Origin of the sequence: Fertoeibacter niger (genome assembly GCF_009380135.2) — a bacterium.
Classification (GTDB): Bacteria; Pseudomonadota; Alphaproteobacteria; order Rhodobacterales; family Rhodobacteraceae; genus Fertoeibacter; species Fertoeibacter niger.
The window spans coordinates 295,206-315,027 of the sequence record NZ_WHUT02000005.1 but is presented as its reverse complement, the minus strand read 5'-3'; the positions used below and the strand labels follow the sequence as shown (position 1 = coordinate 315,027).

Annotated in this window: 19 protein-coding genes; 11 read left to right on the top strand and 8 right to left on the bottom strand. The window is 63.8% G+C overall.

The annotated features are described in order from the left end of the window. Window positions 1-54: 54 nt before the first annotated feature. From GEU84_RS11015 to GEU84_RS10990, 6 genes are all read right to left on the bottom strand, one after another. Window positions 55-885, bottom strand: coding sequence for a DUF1217 domain-containing protein (locus GEU84_RS11015; protein ID WP_152826400.1), 831 nt, complete (start codon window positions 883-885; stop codon window positions 55-57). Then, window positions 882-1,286 (bottom strand): flagellar biosynthesis repressor FlbT, encoded by a 405-nt coding sequence (flbT, locus tag GEU84_RS11010; protein WP_152826395.1) that lies wholly within the window; start codon window positions 1,284-1,286, stop codon window positions 882-884. The genes GEU84_RS11015 and flbT overlap by 4 nt, the downstream gene beginning before the upstream one ends. Beyond that, entirely contained in the window at window positions 1,283-1,660 is a 378-nt protein-coding gene (gene flaF / locus GEU84_RS11005) for a flagellar biosynthesis regulator FlaF (protein WP_152826389.1), read from the bottom strand. The genes flbT and flaF overlap by 4 nt, the downstream gene beginning before the upstream one ends. Window positions 1,661-1,727: 67 nt before the next feature. Next, the gene (locus GEU84_RS11000; protein WP_152826387.1) at window positions 1,728-3,008 is read right to left on the bottom strand and encodes a flagellin; all 1,281 of its coding nucleotides are present in this window, start codon (window positions 3,006-3,008) and stop codon (window positions 1,728-1,730) included. Window positions 3,009-3,218: 210 nt separating this feature from the next. Continuing rightward, window positions 3,219-3,563: a hypothetical protein gene (locus GEU84_RS10995; RefSeq protein WP_152826385.1), complete on the bottom strand. Its 345-nt coding sequence runs from the start codon at window positions 3,561-3,563 to the stop codon at window positions 3,219-3,221. Then, window positions 3,553-3,846, bottom strand: a complete 294-nt coding sequence (locus tag GEU84_RS10990) for a rod-binding protein (RefSeq protein ID WP_152826382.1) — start codon at window positions 3,844-3,846, stop codon at window positions 3,553-3,555. The genes GEU84_RS10995 and GEU84_RS10990 overlap by 11 nt, the downstream gene beginning before the upstream one ends. Here GEU84_RS10990 and GEU84_RS21435 point away from each other — a divergent pair. The 6 genes from GEU84_RS21435 to GEU84_RS10960 all read left to right on the top strand — a co-directional run bounded on the left by GEU84_RS21435 (window position 3,839) and on the right by GEU84_RS10960 (window position 12,102). After that, a complete protein-coding gene (locus GEU84_RS21435; protein WP_338144781.1) occupies window positions 3,839-7,816 on the top strand; it encodes a flagellar hook-length control protein FliK in 3,978 nt (1,325 codons plus the stop codon). The two genes, GEU84_RS10990 and GEU84_RS21435, sit on opposite strands and share 8 nt — an antisense overlap. An 11-nt stretch (window positions 7,817-7,827) precedes the next feature. Next, window positions 7,828-8,481 carry a flagellar hook assembly protein FlgD gene (locus GEU84_RS10980; protein ID WP_152826379.1) on the top strand — a complete coding sequence of 218 codons (654 nt, stop codon included), beginning with the start codon at window positions 7,828-7,830 and terminating at the stop codon, window positions 8,479-8,481. 471 nt (window positions 8,482-8,952) lie between these two features. Then, window positions 8,953-9,426, top strand: coding sequence for a Panacea domain-containing protein (locus GEU84_RS10975; RefSeq protein WP_152826375.1), 474 nt, complete (start codon window positions 8,953-8,955; stop codon window positions 9,424-9,426). 369 nt (window positions 9,427-9,795) lie between these two features. After that, the gene (locus GEU84_RS10970) at window positions 9,796-10,680 is read left to right on the top strand and encodes an IS1 family transposase (RefSeq protein WP_152826373.1); all 885 of its coding nucleotides are present in this window, start codon (window positions 9,796-9,798) and stop codon (window positions 10,678-10,680) included. A 228-nt stretch (window positions 10,681-10,908) separates the two neighbouring features. Next, window positions 10,909-11,100: a hypothetical protein gene (locus GEU84_RS10965; RefSeq protein WP_152826371.1), complete on the top strand. Its 192-nt coding sequence runs from the start codon at window positions 10,909-10,911 to the stop codon at window positions 11,098-11,100. Window positions 11,101-11,229: 129 nt separating this feature from the next. Further along, complete coding sequence (locus GEU84_RS10960) at window positions 11,230-12,102, top strand: phosphotransferase family protein (RefSeq protein ID WP_174539778.1); 873 nt, start codon at window positions 11,230-11,232, stop codon at window positions 12,100-12,102. Window positions 12,103-12,128: 26 nt separating this feature from the next. Here GEU84_RS10960 and ubiB read toward each other — a convergent pair whose 3' ends face one another. Both ubiB and ubiE read right to left on the bottom strand, forming a co-directional pair. Next, on the bottom strand, window positions 12,129-13,658 hold the full coding sequence (gene ubiB, locus GEU84_RS10955) for a 2-polyprenylphenol 6-hydroxylase (protein ID WP_174539777.1): 1,530 nt from the start codon (window positions 13,656-13,658) through the stop codon (window positions 12,129-12,131). Beyond that, window positions 13,658-14,410: a bifunctional demethylmenaquinone methyltransferase/2-methoxy-6-polyprenyl-1,4-benzoquinol methylase UbiE gene (ubiE, locus tag GEU84_RS10950; RefSeq protein ID WP_152826365.1), complete on the bottom strand. Its 753-nt coding sequence runs from the start codon at window positions 14,408-14,410 to the stop codon at window positions 13,658-13,660. The genes ubiB and ubiE overlap by 1 nt, the downstream gene beginning before the upstream one ends. An 84-nt stretch (window positions 14,411-14,494) precedes the next feature. Here ubiE and mutM point away from each other — a divergent pair, with 84 nt between their 5' ends. The 5 genes from mutM (at window position 14,495) to dnaN (ending at window position 19,709) form a co-directional block, all read left to right on the top strand. Further along, window positions 14,495-15,340, top strand: a complete 846-nt coding sequence (mutM, locus tag GEU84_RS10945) for a bifunctional DNA-formamidopyrimidine glycosylase/DNA-(apurinic or apyrimidinic site) lyase (RefSeq protein WP_152826363.1) — start codon at window positions 14,495-14,497, stop codon at window positions 15,338-15,340. Between the two features lie 58 nt (window positions 15,341-15,398). After that, complete coding sequence (locus GEU84_RS10940; RefSeq protein ID WP_152826361.1) at window positions 15,399-16,175, top strand: enoyl-CoA hydratase; 777 nt, start codon at window positions 15,399-15,401, stop codon at window positions 16,173-16,175. Between the two features lie 116 nt (window positions 16,176-16,291). Next, complete coding sequence (rpsT, locus tag GEU84_RS10935; RefSeq protein ID WP_152826359.1) at window positions 16,292-16,567, top strand: 30S ribosomal protein S20; 276 nt, start codon at window positions 16,292-16,294, stop codon at window positions 16,565-16,567. A 528-nt stretch (window positions 16,568-17,095) separates the two neighbouring features. Further along, on the top strand, window positions 17,096-18,442 hold the full coding sequence (gene dnaA / locus GEU84_RS10930; RefSeq protein ID WP_152826357.1) for a chromosomal replication initiator protein DnaA: 1,347 nt from the start codon (window positions 17,096-17,098) through the stop codon (window positions 18,440-18,442). A 148-nt stretch (window positions 18,443-18,590) separates the two neighbouring features. Continuing rightward, entirely contained in the window at window positions 18,591-19,709 is a 1,119-nt protein-coding gene (dnaN, locus tag GEU84_RS10925; protein ID WP_152826355.1) for a DNA polymerase III subunit beta, read from the top strand. Window positions 19,710-19,822 lie beyond the last annotated feature (113 nt).

Below are 19,822 nucleotides of genomic sequence, written 5' to 3'. Positions count from 1 at the left end.
CCGGACGGTGTGGCAGGCAGTTTTCGACGGCTGGCGGCGTGCCTCGCCAGCTGATCAGCGCAACAGCGACAGGAAGTTGCCCGCAGATTGCTGGCCCGCCTGCAACAACTGCAACGCCGCAGCTCCCCTCGCCGTGGGTGACACGGCCGCTGCCGCGTCAGAGCGCGCCAGAAACCGGCGCAGCAGAGTCTCCATCTGCGCGGGATCGGTGAATTGCGCGACGTCACTGTCGCCAAACACCTGCGCGGCCCTGCTTTTCAGCGTAGCCAACTGCTGATCCAGATCCAGCGCGCCAAAGCCTGTGGGCAGGCCAAAGGCGGTCTGGAACACCTGGCGCAACGGCGCGCTGCCCATGATGGTGAACCACTTGGTATCCTGCGTGGTCGTGCTGAGGGCCAGAACCGGCAGCTCGCGTTCGGCATGCATGGCCAAGCGCAAATCATCATTCTGCGCGCCCACGGCAATTTCAAACTGCCGCGTGCCATAATCTCTCAGGATCCGGTCGGCGAAATCCGAAAGCTGCGTGCGTGGTGTGGCGAAGTCGGCAAAGCCGAAGGCCTGCGCCAGTTTCTGATACTGCTTGTCCGCCAGCCGGTTCGCCAATGCGCCCGTGTCCAGCGTGCGGCTTTCCAGCACTTTCTGGATGAAGAACTTGTTGTTGATGCCGCCATCCAGTCCAAAGGCACCCAGCGCCACTTTCAGCAAGCGCCGGTCGGCCACCAGATCTTCGGCCCGGGTGATGCTGCCGATCCTTTCGCGGAACCAGGCCTCATCGGTTTTTGTGGCGGGGCTGGCGGCGAAGGCGGCCTTCTGGCTTTCCATCGTGCGTTTCAGAAAGGCCCAGCCGCCATAGCCCGACAGTGGCACCACCGGGGCAAAGCTCATGCCGGGCTTGCGGCGAACAGCCGCTCCTCCCGGGGCAGCAGGCCCCGCAGGGCTTTCAGCACCTGATAGGGCTGCTCCTCCAGCACAGCTGCCGTGGCCTGGGCCAGCAAAAGGCGGCTGTCGGGGTCGGTCAGCACCTGACTCAGTTGTTCGATGCCGCGCAACAGCTGCATCCGTGCATCTCCCGCCACGGTATCACCTGACAGCACCATCTGCGCGATATAGCAGACCCGGCGCACCGGCGTGTTCACCTCTTCAGGGTGGATCGCGTCGCGCAGTCGCAGTATATGCGCGTTCGGCGTCATGATGGCGAGGCGCGAGCGACGTTCACCGTTCTCGATCACCGCGCCGTTGATCAGCACCCGCTCATGCGGGCCAAGTTTCAGCACCAGACCTGTCATCCCCGCCTCCCGTCGCCGCGCAAGCCGCGCATGACGGCGGTGTTGATATCGACCAACACCTCGATGTCGGCGGAGGTTTCCAACACCTTGGCGCTGTGGGCGGCGGTGAACTGGTAAAGGTAGAACAGCTGCGCGCGCAGTTTGGGTGGAAGCCCGTTGCCAGACCCCGCCACATCGGCGGCCAGCGTGGACCACAGCCGCAGATTGTCATGCAACGCCCCGGCAAAGGCGGGAAAATCAGTGTCGCGCCGGGTGGCGGTGGCAGTCATCCGCTGCGTCATGCGGGCCAGCAGATCGTATTCAAGGCTGCGCGGCGTGCGCAACGGGGCATCGGGCCGCGCATAGGCGGTGCGGGCAGAGTCCAGCGGGCTCATGGTTCATCCTTCCGGTCGGGTCTGGGGCGGGTTGGCTGGGCCGGGGGTATGCCCCGGCCCGAACCCGTTACCGGAACAGCGCCAGGATGTTCTGCGGCGCCTGGTTGGCGATCGACAGGGCCTGCGTGCCCAGTTGCTGCTGCACCTGCAACGCCTGTAGGCGCGCCGCCGCCTCTTCCATGTTCGCATCGACCAGCGAGCCGATGCCTGCCTTCAGCGAATCCATCAGGTTGCCTACGAAATCGTTCTGGATGTCGATCCGCTTTTGCACTGTGCCGAAATCCGACGCGGCCTTGATCGCCGTCTGCGTCAGCCCTTCGATCGCGGCGAGGCCTGCCGCCGCCCCGGCCTCGGTCGAGACATCAATCTCGCCCAGCAGCGCCAGCCCGCCGCCCGCCGTGCCGCCTGATGTGGTGGCTGTGGTGGTGGTAATGGCCGTCGCGGTGCCGTTGGTGATCGTGACCCCGGCGGTGCCGCTGAATTCGGCAGTGTAGCTGAGCCCCGCCTTCTTCGCTTCAAAGTTGATGCGGCTGACCAGGCCCTTGGCGACATCGGTCACGTTTTCACCGTCGCGCGCGACGTAGCTGAGCGTGGCGGTGATGCCCGTCAGGCCGGCGACAGTATAGGTGTCGCCTGCAAGAACGCGGTTGCCGCCGCGCGCCACGGTCGCAATGTCGCCCACCACGGTCAGTGCGCCCGATGCGCCAGCGGCAATCGCACCGGCACCGGTGATGGCAGCTGCCGCCAGATCAGTGCCTGCGCCCGCCGTACGGGCCTGCTGGCCCAGATCGCCCTTGCTGGCCAGAATCGTCGATGTGGTGACGGCTCCGGTCGAGGCCCGGTCCAGCGACGACAGAACCGACACCTTGCTGGAACCGAAGATCCCCGCGCCCGCGCCAGTATTTCCGACGATCTGCGCAACCGTGGCCCCGCCTTGCCGGTTGGACAGCAGGTTCAGCCCGTTGAACTGCGCGGCCCCGACGATCGAGGCCACCTGATCGCGCAGCGACACGATGTCGGCCTGAATCTTGGTCCGGTCAACGTTCTCTTCCTGCGATGCGACGATCTTTGTCTTGATCTCGCCCAGCAGGTCCGTGACCTGTTCGGCTGCCGAGCGGGCCACGGCGATGGTCGAAGACCCCAGCGACAGGCTGTCTGAAATGCTCTTGAATCCCTTCACGTCGGATTCCATCACCTTGGCGATGGCCCAGGTGGCGGCGTTTTCCTTGGCCGTGCCCACGGCCTTGCCGGTGGCGATCTCGTTCTGCGCCTTGTTCAGATTGGTGTTGATCGCCTTCATCGTCTGAAGGGCCACCATCGCGCTGGTGTTGGTAAGAATGGAAGACATCGTTTCATCCCTCATGGGGCCGGCGCTTTGCGCGCGGCGGAATAAGCCATCGCCTGTGATGACGGGAGGGGCATTCTGGCCCAAGCGGCGGAGCTGGCCCCGGCCGCGCCATCCCGCTTGGGGATGCAGCGCCAAGATTGCAGTCAAGGTTCTAAGAGTTTCCTAAGCGCCAAGCCCGCAATGCCCGGCATTTAAGCCAAATCGCGCCCGTCAGATGCGCCGTGTCAGGCTGGCCGGGGAAAGCGCGGTCTCTGCACGGCGCCCCTGGCCGTCATAGGTCACCAGCCGCGTCCGGCCTTCCCTGAGGGCGCGGATTTCCGCGAGGCGGCGCTGTGCAGCGCGCAAACCCCGTGCCGTCGCCGCCAGACAGCGGGCGTTGTGTTCCGCCTTGGCCCGCAGCCGATGCACCGCAACGATGTCGGCGGGCGTCGTCACGCGTGCCAGCAGCGTCTCGGCTTCGGCCGCCAGCGGTGACAGAGCAGCCAGGTCAGATAAAAGAATGCAGCCCAGCATGCGGTCAAGCAGGTCGTCCAGCGCAGTCAGATCAGCGCTCATCGTTGACCTCCGGTCCCGGACCTGCCGCCCCAAGGCTCATGGCCCGGAACAGATGTTCCGCAAGCCCGATACCGCCGCGCTGCGCCATGGCCATGGCCTGTTCCTGCCGCAGGAATGAGGCGAACTGGTCTTGCCCGATTCCCCCGCCAAACGCACCAGCGTCGCTGCTCAGACCGGCATGCGCCAGCATTTCCGACAGAAAGGCGGCTTCCAGCTCCACGGCCTTCTGCCGCAGCGGATCAGGCGGCAGAGCGTTGGGCGCAAGGTTGGCAGGGATGATCATAGGGCGTCTCCTTTTGTTCGGATTTTCCGCACTATCGGCCTTCCGGGGTAAACATCTGGTAATCAGCAGCCAGAATACTGCGGGCATGACGGCAGAAGTCGGGGCGCAGATGTTCACGTTCATCACTCAGTTACTGTTTCCGCTTGTCGGCGCGGGCCGCAGCGGCGCTCAAGCGGACGGCGGGGGAAACGGTGCGACCGTCCTTGGCGGCGATGCGTTTACGTCGCACATGATGGGAGACGCGCCAGCCGGGCCGCAGGCAGAGGCAGACCGGGCCGAGCGTGGCCCGATGACCGTTCTGCCGCCGGACGGCCCGACCGCTGACGAACCGCAGGAACCTGCCCAAGAAGTGGCCGGCACACCGGACGAGCTTTCTGATTCCGCAAGCGTGGCGGCACTGCCGCCGGCGTGGTTCAGCAACCGGCTTGACCCTGCAGATCTGGCCCCAAATCCGGCCGACGCCGCATTGCGCGTCACTGACAAGCCTTTGGACGGATTGCTTTCTGCCGCGGGGCATCCGCTGCACCGGCTATCTGGTGCGCCGCCCATGCCCCTGCCTGAAATTGCGGCTGCCTACCGGGCGTTTGACGCCGCCCCGAACCCGCCTGCGGCCGCACATGTGGCGGAAGGTCTTTTGCAGGGCGGGGCCGATGTTGCGCCGCAGGCGTTGCCAGAGGCGCCACATGCGCTGGGTGCTGATGAAATGCCACGGTCGGCAGCGCCGAAAGCCGCAGTGACACTGCACAACATCGCAGGTGACGCGATGCGCCTTGCCAGCCCGGCAAACACGGCCAGCGCATCTGACGTGCAGATACCGGCGGCCCTGCGTGCCGTCTCATCAGGGCAAGCCCCTGCACCGTCCCAGCAGGCTGCGGCACAGCCGGCCCCAGTGTCTCAATGGTTCCAGACCGCATTGGGTGAGCCGGCCCGCGCTGCCGGTGGTGAAGGCACACCCCTTTTGCCCGGGCCCGGCCTGCCCTCCCAATTGCAGGTTTCATCGCCCGATGATCCCGCTGGCGATGCCAAGAAAGCAGCGCGGTTTGCGGTGCCCGCCGATGCGGTGGCCGCGGCTGAACGCCCCGGCTCCGGGCCGCTCCAGCCATCATCACCCTTGCAGACACCCGCGCCCGATGCGGCTTTGCCCAACGCTGTTGCCCGGTCTGGCCTGCTGCCGCCAGAGGCCGCGCTGCCATCTCGCTCAGCCCTGCCAACCGAGGGTTTGCGAACGACCCTGTCGGGCGCTCCGGCACCGACAGTTCTTTCACCCCCGCCTCTTTTTGCGCAACTCGGCAGAAACGCACCGGCGCACCGGGCCTATGCCGGGGCTGAAAGGGCTTCACAGACGCCGGTTCATCACACCAACCCCAGTCGTGCAGCATCTCCGCAAGTTCCCCCAGCCCAAGGCGTGCCTGTGGCGGCTCTGGATCCGTCCGGGGTGCGGGCGGCGCTTCAGGATTCGCCGGTATCGCGCGTTGTCGCGGCCCCGGGCATGCCAAGCCGCGTCGCCCCAACTGTGGCAAACACGAATGCCGATACTGCACAGGCATCCGCCTCGGCGCCTCGTCTCGTTGGCGAGCGGCCCCGGTTCGCCCAATTTGCCCCGCCTGCTGCCGGTTCGGGCCCGCTGCAGGCAAAACCGCAAGACACCCTGCACGTCACAATGGTCGTGGGTGTTGCTGCCGCCGCGTCGCGTCCGGGCCTAGCAGATATGCCATCTGTGCCCGGTCACAGCCTGCGGCCAGCGACACGTGTCGCCCAGGTGCAGGCCGATCCGGGCATGCCATCGCCGACTCGGGTGCGAGAAGCAGCCCAGCCTGCGCCGAAAGCCCGGATTGCCATTCCGGCGGAGCGATCTGCGGCAGGTTTGCCTGCACCGTCTTCGCCGCATGGTCCATCTGGCGCAAAACCGGCGGTGCAGGCCGGGAGCGGCAGTCTTGCCGACAGGGTATCGGCTGCCGGTGAAACCGCCCCGGCGGACCGGCCAGTGGCCTTGCAGCCCCCCGCCAAAACTGTTCACCCGGCAGCAGGGCAGCGCGGCGGAGTGCTGCGCCATACAGGCGCTCAGCCGGTTGCTTTCATAACTTTGAATGCGGCTCGGCTGGGGTCTGCCGATTCTGTCACCCCACGTGCTGCCCCGTTGCCCCCTGTCCCGGGCGTTCTGGCTGGGCCCCGGAACCTTGGCGTGGATCGCGGCACGCCGCCATTCCCGCCTGCAGCTGACGTTGCCGCCCGGCCCCCGCTGCCCGTCCGCCCGGCCCCTGCTGCCGTAATTCTGCCGCAAACGCGGGCACAGCCGGACGGCGAACCGATTGTGAACCCACAAGGCGGTGCTGCCGGTCCGGCGAAGCCAGCCGATTCCGCGGCGCAGGCGCTTTTGACGGATCGCCATGGCCCCCTGTTGCCCCAATCCCGCGTCTCGATGCCTGACCTATCTGCCGCTGGCCCCGACCGGCCCGGTGCCGGAAGAGTTCTTGCGCCACTGGCGCAAGTGTTGGCTGACGCGACGCGGGCTGTTCCGCGCCCCCCGGCCCTTGATGGCGCGGCGCCACGGATCACTCGCCCGGCATCGATGGCTGCGGGCACGGCAAGCGGGGTTGTGCAAAGCGTCTCGGACCCTTCCGCTGGCAACTTGCCACCAGCCTTGCCGGTTCGGCAGAATGCACACTGGCCGGCGCAAGGCCCTGCCGACCTGTCGCAAGTTCCTGTGAAAACCTTGCCAGGTCAGGCCATTGGGGCCGTGCCAGATCAGGCTGGCCGCGATCTAGCCTCCTGGCAGGGCGTGGGGCGGCGCCACCACAGCATCCTTGGCGCGCCATTGGGCCTTCGCAATCCGGCGGGTCTGGCCGCCGCCGCCCAACCTGTCGTTTCCAGAGGGGCCTTTCGTGCAGAGAATGCGCAACATCCTGCCGCCGCCGCGGAGTTGCCACACTCGCCGGTCACGCTCGCCGCGCAACCCGCCGCGGCGCTGCAATCCACCGCTGCCCTGCCGCACCTGGCAAGCAATGAACCGCCGGAAGCCGCAGCCTTTGTCACGAAGTTGAATCACCGTTCTGCCCCCGCTGCTGCGGACCTTGCAGGCAAACCGTCCAGCACCGGTCCTGTGACTTTCATGGCCGCAACCTTGCCGGTCAAGCCCGTAGGCGGGAATCTGGCCTCTCACGACGAACCTGATTCAGTCTGGGCCACGATGCGCGAAGGTGATGTGGCGCGACATGTTCGCCCGTCGCAGGCCTATCATGCGCCGGATGCCGACGGTGGGCCGCTGCGCGACGTTGCATTGCGGCCCTTGACTGCCGCTTTGCCGGAATCGACCTCACCGCCCGACACTACCGGCAGTCGGCCTGTCCTGAAACAATCGGACTTGCCGCATGAGGTGCCGCTGCTTGCCCTGCCCTTGCCGGACGACACCAATACCACACAACCCCGTGCCACTTTGCAGCCCGCGCCACCCTTGCAGGCTGCTGATGAAGGTGCGCCGGCTCTGCCATCGCCGCCGGTTTCTGCCCCATCGCTACCTGACGCTGTGCCACTCGGTCCGGCATCTGCCATGAACGCCGCGCCGTTGCCCCCGGTGCCGGCTGGTCCGCCCGCGCCATTGCCACCTGCGCTGCCTGTGGTGCTGGCAGAAACGGCGCGCGTCCTGTCTGATGCTACCGTTGAACTGGCCCTCGCGCCCGAGGAGTTGGGAAGGCTGCGCATGACAGTTTCTACCGATGGTGATGCGATCCGCGTGACCCTGCATGCCGAACGTCCCGAAACACTCGATCTGCTGCGCCGCCATGCCGATGACCTGCGGCAAGAGTTCCGGCAGGCAGGCTTTGGCTTCACCAGCTTTCGCTTTGGCGAATGGGAGGGGACACCCGCAACTGAACCCGCCCCTGCGCCGGAAGAGACAGAACCACCTCCCCTGCCACCCGCTGCAGATGCGGCACGGGCCAGCCCGGCCAGTGGCCTTGACCTGCGGCTTTGAAGGATACCGGAATGACCATAGCGCCGCTTTCGGCCAATGCCGCTGCGACCCCGTCCCCGCAGGCGCGCAGTGCCGCGCCCTCGGATTACACCACATTCCTGCGCATGCTGACCGCACAGTTGCAGAACCAGGATCCGCTGAACCCGATGGATTCGTCGGATTATGCCGTGCAACTGGCCACCTTTTCGGGGGTGGAGCAGCAGCAGCGCACCAACCAGCTGCTTGAATCGCTGGGCAGCCAGTTCGGGGTGATGAACCTGGCACAGCTTGCAGGCTGGGTGGGAAAGGAGGCGCGGGTGGCCGCCCCCGCCTGGGTCGATGGGGCACCTGTCACGCTGTCGCCCAACCCGGCAGCCCTGGCCGACCGGGCGGTGCTGGTGGTGCGCGATGCAGCGGGCAGCCTGATCTCTCGCGAAGATATCCCCTTGATTGCCGGGCCAATGGACTGGGCGGGCACAGATATGGCGGGCGATCCATTGCCTGCGGGGGCCTATAGTTTCAGCCTGGAAAGCTACAGCAACGGTGATTTGCTGAACACCAGGCCGGTCGAGGTCTACGCCCCCATCACCGAGGCGCGGGGTGGCCCGAATGGCACGATGCTGGTATTGCGTGGCGGGATCGAGGTGTTGGCAGCAGATGTCACTGCACTGCGGGGTGGGGTTTAGCGCAGTTCCACCTGCTGACAGGCCCGGCCAGCGGCAGGGGGCTTCGGGATGCAAGGCGCACGAGACGGTAGTGTCTCAGTTTGAAATTGGGGTGGATTGACTATGCCGCATCGCACCCCCATCTACATGCTGTGGGCCGAGGGGTTAGCCCGGCCCTTACTTCGCACGAGTCAAGCTCTACATCATGTGCTAGAATTGATTCGTGGCGCAGACCACATGGCGGACACCACGCGCCAGGGAGCAAGAGGAAACAATGCCGAAAGGACCAAACGGGCAGATTCGCCCTGCGGACGCGATAGGCAATGCGGTTCACATCGCGAGGATCGCGACCGGAGAAATCGAAGATACGACACTGAAGCAACCAGCCAAGCGCGCGAGCGGATTAGCTGGAGCGCAGGCACGTCAAGAGAACACGACAGAGGCTCAGCGCCGCGAGATCGCGGAGCGCGCCGCAGCGGCGAGGTGGGGGTGATGGCTTACTCAGCTATCACAATTGCAGACCAAATTCTGCGTATAGCCAAGGGTAAGGGGCAAATGCTTACGCCACTTCAGCTTATGAAGTTGGTTTACATCGCTCATGGGTGGAGTTTTCCTCTCAGGGGATCAGACCTGTTTGAGAACCGTATCGAAGCTTGGAAGTATGGCCCAGTTATCCCGGATTTGTATCACGCCACCAAGAGGTTCGGCAGGGAGCAGATAGGTTTTGACTTCGTGGGTAGCCCCGACGAACCCGTTGTTGATGCTCAAACAAAGGGGTTCTTGGAAAATGTCTTCAATGCCTACGGGCATATGTCAGGGATTGCCCTGTCAAGTTTGACGCATCAAAGTGGAACCCCATGGCAGCAAGTCTATCAAGAAGGCGTGTATAACAAGGCAATACCTGACCAATTGATCAAGCAGCACTACGACGAGCTACATCGTGTCAGACGTTCCGCCGCCGCCTGACGGACTTGAGCCTCCTTTGTGGGCAGTGGATTCACTTGCCCACAAAGAGGAGAAGCTTTTCCCGGATGAACAGGCTCTTCGTGGTCAGAAGGCCAAGAACGATCTTACCTGGCTCTGGGTATATGGGTGGGTTGTCGTTGCTATGATGATCGTTTTTGCCCTGCTGTTCTTGTCGAGCATTGTCTCTTGGGCGTGGCACTACGTTATGCCAGTCAGTTGGTCATGGCTAACCGATGACCAACTGTCCAAGATACAGTCTGTGATATTTAGCGGTAGCCTTGGGGGTATAGTGTCAATAATTGCCCAGAAGCAGCTTTCAAAATGAAAATTATACTTGCTAAATGGATTTCACCCCTCTAGATTGGGGGTATGAACAAGCTCGACATCAAAACCCGCATCACCATACTGAACCTTCTGGTTGAAGGTTCGTCCATGCGCTCGATCAGCCGCATCACTGGTGTTTCGATCAACACCGTGACCAAGCTGCTTGAAGATGCTGGCAAGGCTTGCGCGGCTTATCATGATGTGACCGTGCGCGACGTGAAGGCGCAACAGGTCCAGTGCGATGAAATCTGGTCGTTCTGCTACGCAAAGGACAAGAACGTTGCTACTGCGAAAGCCGCACCGGATGGCGCTGGCGACGTGTGGACGTGGACCGCGATTGACCGCGATAGCAAGATGATCCTGGCCTTTGAGGTTGGCGACCGCTCCGCCGAAACCGCCCGTGACTTCATGTTTGATCTGGCCGACCGCCTGGCTTCCCGCGTTCAGTTGACCACAGACGGGCATGGGGCCTACCTCAAGGCTGTGGGCGATGCCTTCGCCGCCGATATCGACTATGCCATGCTGATCAAGCTGTATGGCGAACCCACGGGCGCTAAGGGCCATGAGCGCAAGTATTCCCCCGCTGAATGCACTGGCGCACGGAAGGAGCCGATCTTCGGCAACCCCGATCCGAAGATGATCAGCACGAGCCACGTTGAGCGCCAGAACCTGACCGTGCGTATGGGGATGCGCCGCTTCACCCGCCTGACCAACGGGTTCAGCAAGAAGCTGGAAAACCACCTGCACATGCTGTCGCTATACTTCGTGCACTACAACTTTGTGCGCACTCACAAGTCGCTCAAAATGACTCCGGCGATGGCCGCAGGCGTTACGAACACCCTCCATGACATGACTTGGTTGGTCGGGATCATCGACGCCGCAGCGCCCGCACCGAAGCCGCGCGGGCCATACAAGAAAAAGGGCGCGTAACGCGTCACATTTTGTGACTGTCGGGTTGACCGCCTACCGAATGTGGTGGGTGGGCTGGACTCACCTAAACGAATCACCTAAAACAAAAACCGCAGGGCGCTGTAACGCCCTGCGGTCTGAGAAACCCGCCGTTGGCTGGCGGTTGTTGTGAATCCACACTGTGTGTTTCGCATACTGTGGACTCATGGTCAAGCGCTCAGTCAACGGCTCCATTGTTGGAGCCTACAAATGGCGCGACCGCGCAAACCAAGCTACCGCCTAACCTTTGCCGATGCTGTCGAGATTTGGCGGCGATACTGGGCTGGTGAATACCAGAACCGGATTGCCGCTTTCTTCGATGTGAACCAGGGCAGGGTCAACGAAGTCATCAAGGGCAAACGGCACCCCGGAAGCGAGGAAGCCGCCCGCCGGATGGCGTGATAATTTTCGGGGCAGGGAAACTTGCCCCAATTTTTCTCATTTCAAACTGAGACACTGCGCACGAGACGCCACGACTTGCCCTGCGCGCAGGGCGAGCCTAGGTTCGGATCTCTGTGCTGCGGAATGTCCATGCCCCTCACCCAAGCCTCAATCTGCGGCGATCCGCCACCCGCCGCATTGGTGCGCGCGGTTCTGGGGGCTTTGCCCGACCTTGCGGGCGAAAACTGGCAGCCGCTGGCAGGGGGCCGCAGCAACCGGGTCTGGCGGTTGGGTTCGGTGGTTGTGAAGCTTTACGATAGGGCCGCCGCCAGCCCGTTGTTCCCGAATGATGCCTGTGCCGAGGCGGGCGCGCTGGTGCGGCTTGGTCCGCATGGCCTGGCGCCGCGGTTGTGCGCGGCAGGTGAGGGCTGGGTTTGCTACACCCATGTGGCGGGGCGGCCGTGGTCGGGCGATCCGGCACCTGTGGCGGCATTGCTGGCGAAGGTGCATGCCTTTTCGGGCAGCGGCTTCCGACAGGTCGGGTCCGGCCATGCGGCGCTGGTCGGGCAGGGACGGGCCATGCTGGCGGCATGCCAGGGGGCATTGCCGCCGCCGCCTGCAGGCGATGTGCCGCCTGTGGTGCGGCCCTGCCTGATCCACGGCGATGTGGTGGCAGGCAATGTGATTGCCGGGCCGCAGGGGGTGATGCTGATCGATTGGCAATGCCCCGCCGAGGGCGACGCGGCCGAGGATTTGGCGGCGTTCCTGTCACCCGCGATGCAGATGCTTTACCGGGGGCGGGTGCTGGACAGTGGGCAGCAAGCAGCCTTTCTGGCTGCCTGCCCGCCGCTTCTTGCCGCGCGCTACCGCGCGTTGGCACCGGCCTTTCACTGGCGCATGGCCGCACATTGCCTGTGGAAGGCCGAGCGGGGTGCGGTGGACTATGCCGCAGCGATCGCGCTGGAACTGGCTGCGCTTGCCCGCTCGGTTGAAGCAAATGCGCATGAAATCAGCCAGATCTAAGGTTGTTGGTCCGGGTCTGCCGGCCCCTACAGCAGCGTTCCTGCCCAGACGCCCAGGCCAGTCAGCCCGGCGCCCACAGCCACCCAGATCAACGGATGCACATCGCGCCGGATTGCCACGGGCTTTTCAACCTCGGCCTGGCGGATAAGCTGCGCCTCGACCAGACGCGGCAGTTTCGGGCCAAAGCGGGCCAGCACCCGCGCGGTGCGGCCCAGATCGCGCAGCAGCGCCTTGGGGCCGACGTTCTGCTTGATGTAATCCTCGACAATCGGCCGGGCGACCTGCCAGATGTTGATATGCGGGTCCAGCGACCGTGCCACGCCTTCGACCACCACCATGGTGCGTTGCAGAAGGATCAGCTCGGTCCGCGTCTCCATCCCGAAACGTTCCGTCACTTCAAACAGATAGGCCAGCAGCCGCGCCATGGATATGCGCGAGGCATCCATGCCGAAGATCGGTTCGCCCACCACCCGCAGCGCGCGGGCGAATTCGTCGATGTCGCGGTCGGCGGGAACATAGCCGGCTTCGAAATGCACCTCGGCCACGCGGCGGTAGTCGCGGCGGATGAAGCCGAACAGGATCTCGGCATAGACCCGGCGGGTGTATTCATCCAGCCGACCCATGATGCCGAAATCATAGGCGATGATGTCGCCATTCGCGGCAACTTTCAGGTTGCCCTGGTGCATGTCGGCGTGGAAATAGCCGTCGCGCAGCGCGTGGCTGAGGAAAAGCTGCAACACCCGCGTGCCCAGAACCACACGGTCGTGTCCGGCGGCGTCGATGGCGGCATTGTCCGACATGCTGAGGCCCTCGGCCCAGCCCATCGTCATCACCTGCCGGGCGGACAGGTGCCAGACGGGTTTCGGCACGGTGAATCCGGCGTCGGATTCGGTATTCGCGGCAAATTCCCCGGCGGCGGCCGATTCCAGCCGCAGGTCAAGCTCGCCCAGCACCACGCCTTCGAAATGTGTGATCACATCCATCGGGCGCAGGCGGCGCGACGCGGGTGACAAAAATTCGATGGCGCGGGCGGCAAAGTAAAAGGCGTCGATATCGGTGCGAAAGGCGCGTTCGATGTTGGGGCGCAGCACCTTCACCGCCACCTCGACCCCGGTATCGGCCAGCCGCGCACGATGCACCTGCGCGATGGACGCGGCGGCGACGGGCTCGGAAAACTCGGAAAACATCTGCTCCAGCGGCAGGCCAAGTTCGGCCTCGATCATCCGTTTCGCCACGGCATTGGGAAAGGGCGGCAGCTTGTCTTGCAGGTATTTCAACTGTTCGGCCAGTTCGTCACCCACCACATCGGGGCGGGTCGAGAGGATCTGGCCGAATTTGATATAGGCCGGGCCAAGCGCAGTCAGCGCGCGCGTGGCAGGGGGCAGGGCCAGATCGCCCTGCAAGCCCAGCCATTTGAATGGCCAGCCCAGCACGCGGGCCACCAGACGCAGGCGGGGGGGCGCATGCATAGCCTCCAGCACCACACCGATGGCGCCCGTGCGTTCCAGCGTGGCCAATGTCTTGACCAGCCGCCAGATGTTGTGCGGGCCGCGCACTAGATCTTCCAGCCCGAATGCAGGGCGGCGACACCAAGCGTCAGGTTGCGGTATTTTGCCTGAGCGAAACCCGCATCGCGGATCATTTGCAGAAAGCTTTCCTGATCGGGGAATTTTCTTATGGATTCAACGAGGTATTGATAGCTGTCACGGTCGCCTGCGATGATCTGGCCCATCACCGGGATCACGTTGAAGGAATAGCGGTCATAGGCCCATTGCAGCGCGGGGTTGGGCAACTGGCTGAATTCCAGCACCATCAGCCGCCCGCCGGGGCGCAGCACGCGGTAAGCCTCGGCCAGCGCATCGGCCACGCGGGTCACGTTCCTGATGCCAAAGCTGATCGTATAGGTATCAAAGGTATTTGCGGCAAAGGGCAGGGCCATCGCATCGCCGACCACCCATGTCAGCCGCTCGGCCAGGCTTTCCGCCTCGGCGCGCTGCCGCCCCTCGACCAGCATCGATTCGGTCATGTCCAGCACCGTGGCAGTCGCCCCCGGCGCGCGTTTGAGGAAACGGAAGGCCACATCGCCGGTGCCGCCCGCCACATCCAGCAGGCGCTGGCCGGGGCGGGGCGCCAGCCAATCCATCATCGCGTCTTTCCACAGCCGGTGTATGCCGCCCGACATCACATCGTTCATCACATCGTATTTCGAGGCGACACGGGTAAAGACGCCGTGCACCATGCCCGCCTTGTCAGCCTCGGGGACGGTCTGAAAACCGAAATGCGTGGTATCCTTGGGGTCATGCGTCATGGGGTCTTGCCGTCCTTCGTGTTGCCCCTCTTTATAGGCCGCCTGCGCCGCGCTGCAATGCGCCGTCCTGTCCCAGAGGAAGCCATGCCCGAACTGCCCGAGGTTGAAACCGTGCGCCGGGGACTGGAGCCGGTAATGACCGGCCTGCACATCGCGCATGCGGCAGTGAACCGCCCCGATCTGCGCTGGCCGCTGCCCGAAAACATGGCCGCGCGGCTGACCGGCCAGCGGGTGCTGGGGCTGCGGCGGCGGTCGAAATACATTCTGGCCGATCTGTCGGGCGGCGAAACGCTGCTGGTGCATCTGGGCATGTCAGGGCGGATGCTGGTTTCCGGCGCGATGCTGGGCGAATTTCACCACGCGCATCCGGCCCCCGCCAAACATGACCATGTGGTGCTGGATATGGAGGGCGGCGCGCGGGTGACATTCAACGACGCTCGGCGGTTCGGCGCGATGGATCTGCTGCCAACCGGGGCGGGGCATGCCCTTCTGGACGGGCTGGGGCCCGAACCTTTGGGCAATGATTTTCACGAATCCTATCTGGTGGCGCGGCTGGCGGGGCGCAACACGCCCATAAAAGCGGCGCTGCTGGATCAGCGGGTGGTGGCAGGTCTGGGCAATATCTATGTCTGCGAGGTGCTGTTTCGCGCAGGCATCGCCCCTGACCGGCGGGCGGCCAGCCTGCCTGCGGCACAGGTGGCCGGGCTGGTGCCGATCATCCGGCAGGTGCTGGACGAGGCGATAGCGGCGGGCGGTTCATCCCTGCGCGACTACCGGCAAGCCGATGGCGAGCTTGGCTATTTTCAACACACGTTCAGGGTTTACGGCCGCGAGGGCGAGTCCTGCACAACACCCGGATGCAGCGGGACAGTCGCGCGTCTGGTGCAATCGGGGCGCTCATCCTTCCATTGCCCGGCCTGTCAGAGATGACTTGATCCCCGACGCGGGGCTGCTAGACCTTCGGCCAATGCGGCAAGAGGAGCAACCGATGGCCTATGAGACGCTGATCGTCGAGATCGAGGATTATGTGGCCCTGATCCGCCTGAACCGGCCCGACGCGCTGAATGCGCTGAACGCCCGGCTGATGACCGAACTGACCGAGGCGCTGACGGCCGCCGACCGCAATGACAAGGTGCGCTGCATCATCCTGACCGGGTCGGAAAAGGCCTTTGCCGCCGGGGCGGATATCAAGGAAATGGCGGAAAAAGGCTTTGTCGATGTCTTTGGCGAAGATTTCTTTGCTGCCGAGTCCGAGGCGATCCTGCGGGTGCGCAAGCCCATCATCGCCGCCGTGGCCGGCTATGCGCTGGGCGGGGGCTGCGAGCTGGCGATGATCTGCGATTTCATCATCGCGGCGGACACGGCGAAATTCGGCCAGCCCGAGATCAATCTGGGCGTGGTGGCGGGCCTGGGCGGCACGCAGCGGCTGACAAGGTTTGTGGGCAAGTCGAAAAGCATGGACATGCACCTGACCGGGCGGTTCATGGATGCGGTGGAGGCAGAGCGCTGCGGCCTGGTCAGCCGCGTGGTGCCCGCGAAAAACCTGCTGGAAGAGGCGCGCAAGGCTGCCCAGAAGATCAGCGAAAAGTCGCTGCTGACGGCGATGGCGGTGAAAGAGGCGGTGAACCGCAGCTATGAGACCACGCTGCGCGAGGGCCTGCTGTTCGAGCGCCGCCTGTTCCACGCGCTGTTCGCTACAGAGGACCAGAAAGAGGGCATGGCCGCGTTTCTGGAAAAACGCACCCCGCAGTTCCGCGACAGATAGCGTTGCGTGACAGATAGGTGAAAATCCGGGCCTTACCCGGTTGACTTGGCCGCGAGTCGCCCGTAAAGACGCGGCTTCAAGATTGACACGAACCGAAGAACCGGAAACCTGAACCCATGGCCAATTCGCCCCAGTCCAAGAAGCGCGCCCGCCAGTCCGAGGCCCGTTATGCCGTGAACAAGGCGCGCCGCTCGCGGATCCGCACCTTCCTGCGCAAGGTCGAAGAGGCGCTTGCCTCGGGTGATCAGGAGGCCGCTGCGGTGGCCCTGCGTTCGGCCCAGCCCGAAATGGCGCGCGGCGTGACCAAGGGCGTGCTGCACAAGAACACCGTCGCGCGCAAGATGTCGCGTCTTGCCTCGCGCGTCAAAGGCCTGTCGGCAGCCGCCGCCTGACACAAGATTGCAACCGTTGTGTAAAGGGCGCGTCTTCGGGCGCGCTTTTCGCATTTGTCTGCGCGGTTTTCAGGCAGGCGTTGCCGATTTGCACGGGCCCCGGGATTCGATTTGGCAAAGACCTGTCAACAGCGAAGTTCGGTTGCGGAAGCTCCACCCCACTTGCTAGCGTCATCAGGCGATTCACTTCGTCTTGGGGGACATGACGTGGTCGTGATCTGAATTTCGGGAGTCTGCCAAAACCGCGCTGCTGCGGTATTCCGAAAATATCATTTCACGATCAAGGGGTTATGGTGTCTGCGCCGCATGTTGCTGCGCAAGCGTCTGGAATGCAGGGCAACCGGGGTTTCCGGCAGCTTTTTGTATTTCTGCGGTTGGATATAGGTTTTCGGTCGGGCCCTTGGCTTTGACTGACTGCCATGCCATGGCCGATGACCGCCGCCGGACAGAGCTTCGCACGGTAAACAGCGGCAGGTCGGGCAATATTGCCTTTGGCCAGCCGATCATGCGGCGAACGGGTTTGACAGAATGACGAATGATGCGTGGGTTGAGGTGCGTGAAGAGCTGCGCCAGCGGGTCGGCAAGAACAATTACACCACCTGGATCGAGCCGCTGAAACTGTCGGGGCTGCGCGATGGCGTGGCACAGTTCGAAGTGCCCACCGTGTTTTTCGGTGACTGGGTGTCGCGCAATTTCGCCGACCAGATCCGTCTGCGCCTGATTGATTCGGGCGCCACCGTGGAGCGGCTGGAATTCAGCGTGGCCAGCGGCCCGCGTCCTGCCGCGGCAAAGCCTGCACCAAAGGCAAAACCGCGCCCGCAGCCCGAGGAAGACCTGCGCGGTGCCCCGCTGGATGCGCGTTTCACCTTTGACAGTTTCGTGGTGGGCAAGCCCAACGAATTGGCCCATGCCGCCGCCCGCCGCGTGGCCGAGGGCGGGCCCGTCACCTTCAACCCGCTGTTTCTTTATGGCGGCGTGGGGCTGGGCAAGACGCACTTGATGCATGCCATCGCACATGAGGTGCAGCTGCGCCGCCCTGATCTGCGGGTGCTTTACCTGTCGGCGGAACAGTTCATGTATCGTTTCGTGCAGGCGTTGCGTGAACGGCAGATCATGGATTTCAAGGAACTGTTCCGCTCGGTCGATGTGCTGATGGTGGATGACGTGCAGTTCATCGCGGGCAAGGATTCGACGCAGGAAGAGTTCTTTCACACGTTCAACGCGCTGGTGGACCAGAACAAGCAGATCGTGATTTCCGCCGACCGCGCCCCGGGCGAGATCAAGGATCTGGAGGAGCGGATCAAGAGCCGCCTGCAATGCGGGCTGGTGGTGGACCTGCACCCCACCGATTACGAATTGCGGCTGGGCATCCTGCAACAGAAGGTCGACCATTATCGCCAGCAATACCGGGGCCTGGTGCTGGCCGATGGCGTGCTGGAGTTTCTGGCGCACCGCATCACCACGAATGTCCGGGTGCTGGAAGGCGCGCTGACCCGGCTTTTCGCCTTTGCGTCATTGGTTGGCCGCGAAATCACGCTGGATCTGACGCAGGATTGTCTGGCCGACATCCTGCGCCAGTCTGACCGCAAGGTCACGATCGAAGAGATTCAGCGCAAGGTGGCCGAGCATTTCAACGTGCGGCTCAGTGATCTGATCGGGCCGAAACGGGTGCGCACCATCGCGCGGCCTCGGCAGATTGCCATGTATCTGTCGAAACAACTGACGCCGCGCAGCCTGCCCGACATCGGGCGGCGCTTTGGCGGGCGCGACCACACCACGATCATGCACGGGGTGCGCAAGATCGAAGAACTGATGACCACGGATTCGCAATTGGTGGATGATCTGCAACTGCTGCGGCGGCTTTTGCAGGGCTGATGTCCGGGCGCGCACTTGACGCCCCCGGCAAAGCAACCGAAACATGGAAAAACGCTTGAGAACCCGCCAGAAGCGGGTAGGTTCGGCATCCCACAGGCGCTAACGCTGCGGCGGGGGACCACGAACGGGGCACGAACGGGGACAAGACATGAAGATCAGCATCGAGCGTGGCACGCTTCTGAAGGCCGTCGGGCAAGCGCAGTCGGTGGTAGAGCGCCGCAACACCATTCCGATTCTGGCGAATGTGCTGATCGAGGCCGAGGGCGGGCATGTGTCGTTCCGTGCCACCGATCTCGACATCGAGGTTGTTGACCGCGCCCCCGCCATGGTGGAACGGCCCGGTGCCACCACCGTATCGGCCGTGATGCTGCATGAGATCGTGCGCAAACTGCCCGACGGCGCGCTGGTCAGCCTGGCGGATGACGCGGCAACCGGTCGGCTGACAGTGGCGGCCGGGCGCTCGACCTTCAGTCTTGCGACCCTGCCGAAAGAAGATTTCCCGGTGATGGCGACATCGGAATATGCCTCGAACTTCAAGGCGGCTGCGCCCCTGCTGCGCCGCCTGTTCGACAAGGCCAAGTTTGCGATTTCGACCGAGGAAACCCGCTATTACCTGAATGGCGTCTATCTGCATGTGGCAACCGGCGATTCCGGCCCTGTGCTGCGCTGTGTGGCCACCGACGGGCACCGGCTGGCCCGCATCGACGCAGCCCTGCCCGATGGCGCGCAGGGCATGCCCGGCGTGATCGTGCCGCGCAAGACGGTGAACGAATTGCGCAAGCTGCTGGATGATGACGAGGCCGAGATTGCCGTGTCGGTTTCGGAAACCAAGGTGCGGTTCGCCACGCCGATCATCACCATGACATCCAAGGTGATCGACGGCACCTTCCCCGATTACAGCCGCGTGATTCCCACCGGCAACACCCGCCGGCTGGAGGTGGATGCCGCCGAATTCGCCAAGGCGGTGGACCGTGTGGCCACGGTGTCCTCGGAACGGTCGCGCGCGGTAAAGCTGAGCCTCGACGATGACCGGCTGATCCTGTCGGTCAACGCACCGGATTCGGGCAATGCCGAAGAGGAACTGGCCGTTGCCTATGCCGATGAGCGGCTGGAAATAGGCTTCAACGCGAAATACCTGCTGGAAATCGCCAGTCAGGTGGACCGTGAGAATGCGGTATTCCTCTTCAACTCCTCCGGCGACCCCACGCTGATGCGCGAGGGCAATGACATGTCGGCGGTCTACGTCGTCATGCCGATGCGGGTTTGACAAAAAATAAACCCCGCAGACCGTAGTCCACGGGGGGGCTGTTGGGCGTACCATCCAGCGTTGCACAAACAATATGTTCGCAAGGAGTGAATATGTCAATAACTCCCCGGCTT